Genomic DNA, 6,185 nt, shown 5'->3' on the forward strand with positions numbered 1-6,185 from the left:
TGATCCGGGACCTCTTGGCGGGCCTGTTAAGAGGTCCCGGATCAAGTCCGGGACTGTGTAGGTATCCCGCATCGACGCGGTCGAACAACGGCATTCGCTGGTACCCGCGGCCGGATTCGAACCGGCACGGCCTTTCGGCCTAGAGATTTTAAGTCTCCTGTGTCTACCATTCCACCACGCGGGCCAGCGCGGGCGACCATAAAAGAAAATGCGGCCCGGGCAAGGGTCAGAGGCCGGTTTCCTTCACCGCCTCCATCGCCACGAAGGTCGAGGTAGAGGCGACATGCGGCAGGCTGGAAATGCGTTCCCCCAACACCCGGCGGAAATCATTGATATCGCTGGTGCGGACCTTCATCAGATAGTCGAAGCTTGCCGCCATCATGTGGCATTCCTCGATCTCGGGCACGCCACGTACGGCCTTGTTGAAGGCCTGCAACGCCGCCTCGCGCGTATCCGAGAGCCGAACCTCGACAAAGGCGACATGGGCGAGCCCCATACGGATCGGGCTGAGGACGGCGCGGTAGCCTGAAATGACACCGACCTCTTCCAGCCTTCTCACCCGCGCCTGTGTCGGGGTCTTGGTCAGGCCGATCCGGCGGGCCAGTTCGGTGACCGGCATGCGTCCGTCTTCCGACAGGGCGCGCAGAATCGCTGTATCATAGCGGTCAAGCTGCGGAAGTTCTTTTGGCATGCATTTAGCCTTCAATTTAGCCTGAACGCCTTTGTAGTCGGATTATTAAGTCATATCGACTTTCAATCAAGCGATATACAGGGGCATTCACGCGGAGGACCCCATGACCGATCTTTGGACTGCCATCGACACCGGCGCGCTTCAACCCGAAGTCCCGCTTCTGGAACGGCTCATCGCCAATGCAGCACTTGATGCGTCCGACCGGGTCCGGATCTCGGGCGAAGGTGCGTCTCTAGTCCACCAGATCCGCGCCGATGTGCGGCCCGGCCTGATGGAGGTCTTCCTTGCCGAATACGGCCTTTCGACCGAGGAAGGCATTTCGCTGATGTGTCTTGCCGAGGCTCTGTTGCGGGTGCCCGATGCCGATACGATGGACGCGCTGATTGAGGACAAGATCGCGCCGTCGGACTGGGGCAAGCATCTGGGTCATTCCGCGTCGTCTCTGGTCAACGCCTCCACCTGGGCTTTGATGCTGACCGGCAAGGTTCTGGAAGAGGAAAAAGAGCCCGGCATCGTCGGCCATCTGCGCGGCGCGATGAAGCGGCTGGGCGAACCGGTCATCCGCCGCGCTGTGCGTCAGGCGATGAAGGAAATGGGTCGCCAGTTCGTGCTGGGCGAGACCATCAACGCGGCGATGGAACGCGCGGCAAAGATGGAGGCGCAGGGTTACAGCTATTCCTACGACATGCTGGGCGAGGCCGCTAAGACCGCCGAGGATGCCGAGCGTTACGCGCAGTCTTATTCAAAAGCCATCGCCGCCATCGCCTCGGCCGCGATCAGCGACGACATCCGCGACAATCCGGGCATCTCGGTCAAGCTTTCGGCACTTCACCCCCGCTATGAGGTGGCGCAGGAAGACCGCGTGATGGCCGAACTCGTCCCCGTAGTCCGCAAGCTCGCATTGCAGGCGGCGCAAGCCCGGATGGGCTTCAACATCGACGCTGAGGAGGCCGACCGCCTGACCCTGTCGCTGAAGGTGATAGAGGCCGTGCTGTCGGATGAGGACCTTGCCGGATGGGATGGTTTCGGCGTCGTCGTGCAGGCTTACGGACGGCGCGCGGGGGCGGTGCTCGACTGGCTCTATGCGCTTGGCCAAAGGCTTGACCGCAGGATCATGGTCCGCCTCGTCAAGGGGGCTTACTGGGACGCCGAGGTGAAGCGCGCGCAAGTCATGGGGCTGGAGGATTTCCCGGTCTTCACCCGCAAGGAAGCGACCGATGTCAGCTACATCGCCAATGCGAAGAAGCTGCTGTCCATGACCGACTGTATCTATCCGCAATTTGCCACCCATAACGCCCATACCGTCGCCGCGATCCTCGATATGGGCGCGGGCAAACCCTATGAGTTCCAGCGCCTGCACGGTATGGGTGAACGGCTGCATGACATCGTTCTGAAGCGCGAAAAGACCCGCTGCCGCATCTATGCGCCGGTCGGCGCGCATCGCGACCTTCTGGCCTATCTGGTCCGCCGCCTTCTGGAAAACGGTGCCAACTCCTCCTTTGTGAACCAGATCGTGGATGAGGACGTGTCGCCCGACGAGGTCGCCGCCTGCCCGTTCGACGCGGTGGAGGCGATGCTGCCGGGCCTGTCCAACAAGGCGATCCGCAAAGGGCCGGACCTCTTCGCGCCCGAACGCCGCAATTCGACTGGCTTCGACCTGACCGATGCGCCGACGCTCGCGCTGATCGACACCGCGCGCGACGAATATGCCAAGACCGAATTTGCCGCCCAGCCGATGCTGGCCTGCAAGGTCGAAGGGTTGAAGCCGCGCCGCGTCGTCAACCCCGCAACCGGTCAGTTGGTCGGCCGCGTCACCGATGCCTCTTCCGCCGATGTCGATCACGCGCTGGCCGCCGCGAAGCCGTGGAAGGCCAGCGCCGCCGAGCGCGCTGCAATCCTGAACCGTGCCGCCGACCTCTATGAGGAGAACTTCGGCCCGATCTTCGCGCTTCTGGCGCGCGAGGCGGGCAAGTCGCTGATGGATGCCGTGGCGGAGTTGCGCGAGGCGGTGGATTTCCTGCGCTACTACGCCGCACGCGGGCTGGAGCTGAAACAGCCGCCCCTCGGCATCTTTACCTGCATCAGCCCCTGGAACTTCCCGCTGGCGATCTTCACCGGCCAGTTGTCAGCCGCCCTTGCCGCCGGGAACGCGGTTCTGGCGAAGCCTGCCGAGCAGACACCGCTGATCGCCGCCCATGCGGTCGCCCTGCTGCACAAGGCAGGCGTCCCGGCCTCTGCCCTGCAACTTCTGCCCGGTGACGGTGCGACGGTGGGCGCGAAACTGACCTCGGACGCCCGCGTCAACGGCATCTGCTTCACCGGCTCGACCGACACCGCGATGCTGATCCGAAAGGCGATGGCCAAGCACCTCGCCCCCGGCGCACCCTTGATCGCCGAAACCGGCGGGCTGAACGCGATGATCGTGGACAGTACCGCACTACCGGAACAGGCGGTGCGCGACATCGTTGCGTCCTCCTTCCAGTCAGCCGGTCAGCGCTGTTCGGCGCTGCGCTGCCTCTATGTGCAGGAAGACATCGCCGCCCATTTCACCGACATGCTTTTCGGCGCGATGGAGGAACTGACGGTCGGCAATCCCTGGCACCTTGCGACCGATGTCGGCCCGGTGATCGACGAAGAAGCCGAACAGGGCATCCGTGCCCATATCGAAAAGGCCCGCAAGGAGGGCCGCCTGCTGCGGCAGCTTTCCACGCCAAGGGGCGGCCATTTCATCGCCCCCACGGTGATCCGCGTCAAAGGCATCGCCGACATGAAGCGTGAAATCTTCGGGCCGGTCCTCCATATGGCGACCTTCGACGCCGACGACCTGCCGAAGATCATCGACGATATCAGCGCCACCGGCTACGGCCTGACCTTCGGGCTTCATACCCGCATCGACAACCGGGTGCAGGAACTGACCGAGGCGCTGCATGTCGGCAATATGTATGTGAACCGCAACCAGATCGGCGCGGTCGTGGGCTCGCAACCCTTCGGCGGCGAGGGGCTGTCGGGCACCGGACCGAAGGCAGGTGGGCCGGAATATCTGCACCGCTTCACCCAGCCTGCCAAGCCGGGCAAGGTCGGCAAGGACGACGCCAAGGCCGACCCGGCCAAGGTGCAGGCCGCGCTGAACGCGGCCCCGCTTCCGGCGGTGCTGCGCCGCATCGACCTGCCCGGACCAACGGGCGAATCGAACCGGCTGTCTCTGCTAACCCGCGCGCCATTCCTCTGCCTCGGCCCCGGACGCGAGGCGACCGAGGCGCAGGCCGAGGCGGTCCACGCGCTTGGCGGTCAGGCCATCGCCGTCGCGGGCACGCTCGATCCGAAGACTCTCGCCACGCTCAAGGGCTTTGCCGGGGTGCTCTGGTGGGGCGATGAGGCCAGTGCCCGCGCCTATGGCGAGGTGCTGGCGGATCGCGACGGCCCGATCCTGCCCCTGATCACCGCGATGCCGGATCTGGGTCATGTGGCGCTGGAACGCCATGTCTGCGTCGACACCACGGCGTCAGGTGGCAACGCCCAGCTTTTGGCCGAGGCCGGGAACGCGTAATCGGATTTTCCGAAGAGCCCTTTTCGGGCATTGGTGGCTGAATGCCTTTCGCCCGGAACCAAGCCGAATGCGCCGGACGAGCGCATGCCCGTCCCGGCGGGCTGGCCCCCGCCCGGCTTATGTTGCGTATGCGGCAATGGCACCAACGTCCGCGACTTGATCCGGAACCGCCGGCAGGACCACCGGAAGCCTGCGGCAACAAACCTACGCCCTCCGCGCGTTATCGGCGAGCCTGGCGTCATCCCGCCAGCGGATTCCGATCCGGATCATTCCCAAACTCCGGTAACGCTTGACGCCCCCGCGCGGATCGGAAAACGTGGCGCCATGTTTCCGATCCGTGACCATAACCCTTCGAACCGGACGCCCTTTGTCGTCTATGCGCTGATCGCGGCGAACCTGGCCGTGTTTCTGATGCAACTGCCCTATATGGAAAGCGAACGCGCCATCGCGGGCTTCTGGCGCGACTGGGCAATGATCCCGGCTGCGGTTACGCAGGGCGGCGAGGTGCAGGGCATCTTCACCTCGATGTTCCTGCATGCGGGCTGGATGCATCTTGCGGGGAACATGCTGTTCCTCTGGATCTTCGGCGACAACCTCGAAGACCAACTCGGGCATCTGGGTTTCCTGACCTTCTACATTGCGTCGGGCGTTGCTGCGGCCCTTGCTCATATCGCCGCCGATCCCGGCTCGGTCATTCCCACGGTCGGGGCGTCCGGTGCCATCGGCGGGGTGATGGGCGGTTACCTGCTCCTCTTCCCCAGGGCCCGGGTCGATATCCTTGTCATCTTCATCGTCTTTTTCCGTGTCTTCACCATTCCCGCTTTCGTCATGCTCGGCCTCTGGTTCGCGATGCAGATCTTCTCGGGCGTCTCGACCCCCAACAGCGGTGGCGGGGTCGCCTATTGGGCCCATGCCGGCGGCTTTGTTGCAGGGATCGTCTTTGCCCTTCCCACATGGCTGAAACGCGGTGCGAAGCGCTATTGGAGGCAAACCGAAGGCCACCCGCCGCATCCTGAAATCGACTATTCGCCGTCAAGCATCCCGATCATCCGGAGGCACCGCAAATGACCCTGCCCGAGATCCGGACACCGCATCGCGCCACCTGCCATTGCGGGGCGGTCGAGCTTGCGGTGACGCTGTCCGAAGGTCTGGCCAGCGCCCGGCGCTGCGACTGTTCCTTTTGTGCAAGACGGGGCGCGATTGCGATCAGCGCGCCACTTGACGGGGTAACCGTGGTGAAAGGGGCGGGGAACCTGACGCTCTACACCTGGAATACCGGCACGGCGAAGCACTATTTCTGCAAGACCTGCGGCATCTACACTCACCATCAGCGCCGCTCGAACCCGAATGAATATGGCGTCAACGTCGCCTGCCTGGAAGGCGTCAACCCGCGCGAACTGGGCCCGGTCGAATGGACTGACGGTATCAACCACCCCTCCGACCGGACTGACCTTTCATAAAAAGTCGGCGTGAATGACGGCAGACCTGGTCATTCGGCATCTGGTGAACACGGCCTGTGATGGGGGCATTCCGCCTTGGTCGCGTCCGGCTACAGCGTTTCGCAGGGAATGGCCCGCGGCATCGGTGACCGCGGTCCCGGCGATCAGGGTTGCAGGACCTGTTTCCGCTGTGGCACCCGGCATGCGCAGGGTTGATTGCAACACATTGAGTTTCATGTCAGGGGAACTCCGGTGTCTGTTCCGTTGGTTTCTGTTCCACCCGGGATACGCCGCCCTGATGCGCGGATTACATTTCCGCAACCTCGTCCGGGCGCGCTTGAGACCAGCCCGCGCACCCCGCCGGAAATCAGCACGTTGATCTCGTAAAGCACGCGCGGCACGGCAAGCCCGCCGGGGCTGGCAAGGTAATGCGGTGTCCAGACCGGATCGAATTTCTGCTTGAAGGCGCGCAGCCCCTCGAAATGGTAGAAATGCTCACCATGTTCAT

5 protein-coding genes and 1 tRNA gene are annotated in these 6,185 nt (G+C 63.7%); 3 read left to right on the forward strand and 3 right to left on the reverse strand.

Annotated features, from left to right (window positions below):
- Positions 1–98: 98 nt before the first annotated feature.
- Together WBB85_RS15725 and WBB85_RS15730 are read right to left on the reverse strand one after the other, a co-directional pair.
- A tRNA-Leu gene (locus tag WBB85_RS15725) sits at positions 99–184 on the reverse strand.
- A gap of 42 nt (positions 185–226) precedes the next feature.
- Positions 227–691, reverse strand: a complete 465-nt coding sequence (locus tag WBB85_RS15730; protein WP_432639546.1) for an Lrp/AsnC family transcriptional regulator — start codon at positions 689–691, stop codon at positions 227–229.
- Between the two features lie 103 nt (positions 692–794).
- On the opposite strand from WBB85_RS15730, the gene putA reads away from it, so the two are divergent.
- From putA to WBB85_RS15745, 3 genes are all read left to right on the forward strand, one after another.
- Positions 795–4,238: a bifunctional proline dehydrogenase/L-glutamate gamma-semialdehyde dehydrogenase PutA gene (gene putA, locus WBB85_RS15735; RefSeq protein ID WP_432639547.1), complete on the forward strand. Its 3,444-nt coding sequence runs from the start codon at positions 795–797 to the stop codon at positions 4,236–4,238.
- A 324-nt stretch (positions 4,239–4,562) separates the two neighbouring features.
- Complete coding sequence (locus WBB85_RS15740) at positions 4,563–5,306, forward strand: rhomboid family intramembrane serine protease (RefSeq protein ID WP_432639548.1); 744 nt, start codon at positions 4,563–4,565, stop codon at positions 5,304–5,306.
- The gene (locus WBB85_RS15745) at positions 5,303–5,698 is read left to right on the forward strand and encodes a GFA family protein (RefSeq protein WP_432639549.1); all 396 of its coding nucleotides are present in this window, start codon (positions 5,303–5,305) and stop codon (positions 5,696–5,698) included. The genes WBB85_RS15740 and WBB85_RS15745 overlap by 4 nt, the downstream gene beginning before the upstream one ends.
- A 212-nt stretch (positions 5,699–5,910) precedes the next feature.
- Here the strand turns inward: WBB85_RS15745 and WBB85_RS15750 are convergent.
- The coding region (locus WBB85_RS15750; RefSeq protein WP_432639550.1) for a phosphatidylglycerol lysyltransferase domain-containing protein at positions 5,911–6,185 on the reverse strand (275 nt) is incomplete at its 5' end.

The sequence above is a fragment of the Albidovulum sp. genome, from assembly GCF_049646345.1.
Classification (GTDB): Bacteria; Pseudomonadota; Alphaproteobacteria; order Rhodobacterales; family Rhodobacteraceae; genus Albidovulum.

Bases quoted from the DNA above. Each gene is read 5' to 3' on its own strand.
- WBB85_RS15730 (WP_432639546.1), bottom strand. From the start codon at position 691: ATGCCAAAAGAACTTCCGCAGCTTGACCGCTATGATACAGCGATTCTG.
- putA (WP_432639547.1), top strand. From the start codon at position 795: ATGACCGATCTTTGGACTGCCATCGACACCGGCGCGCTTCAACCCGAA.
- WBB85_RS15740 (WP_432639548.1), top strand. From the start codon at position 4,563: ATGTTTCCGATCCGTGACCATAACCCTTCGAACCGGACGCCCTTTGTC.
- WBB85_RS15745 (WP_432639549.1), top strand. From the start codon at position 5,303: ATGACCCTGCCCGAGATCCGGACACCGCATCGCGCCACCTGCCATTGC.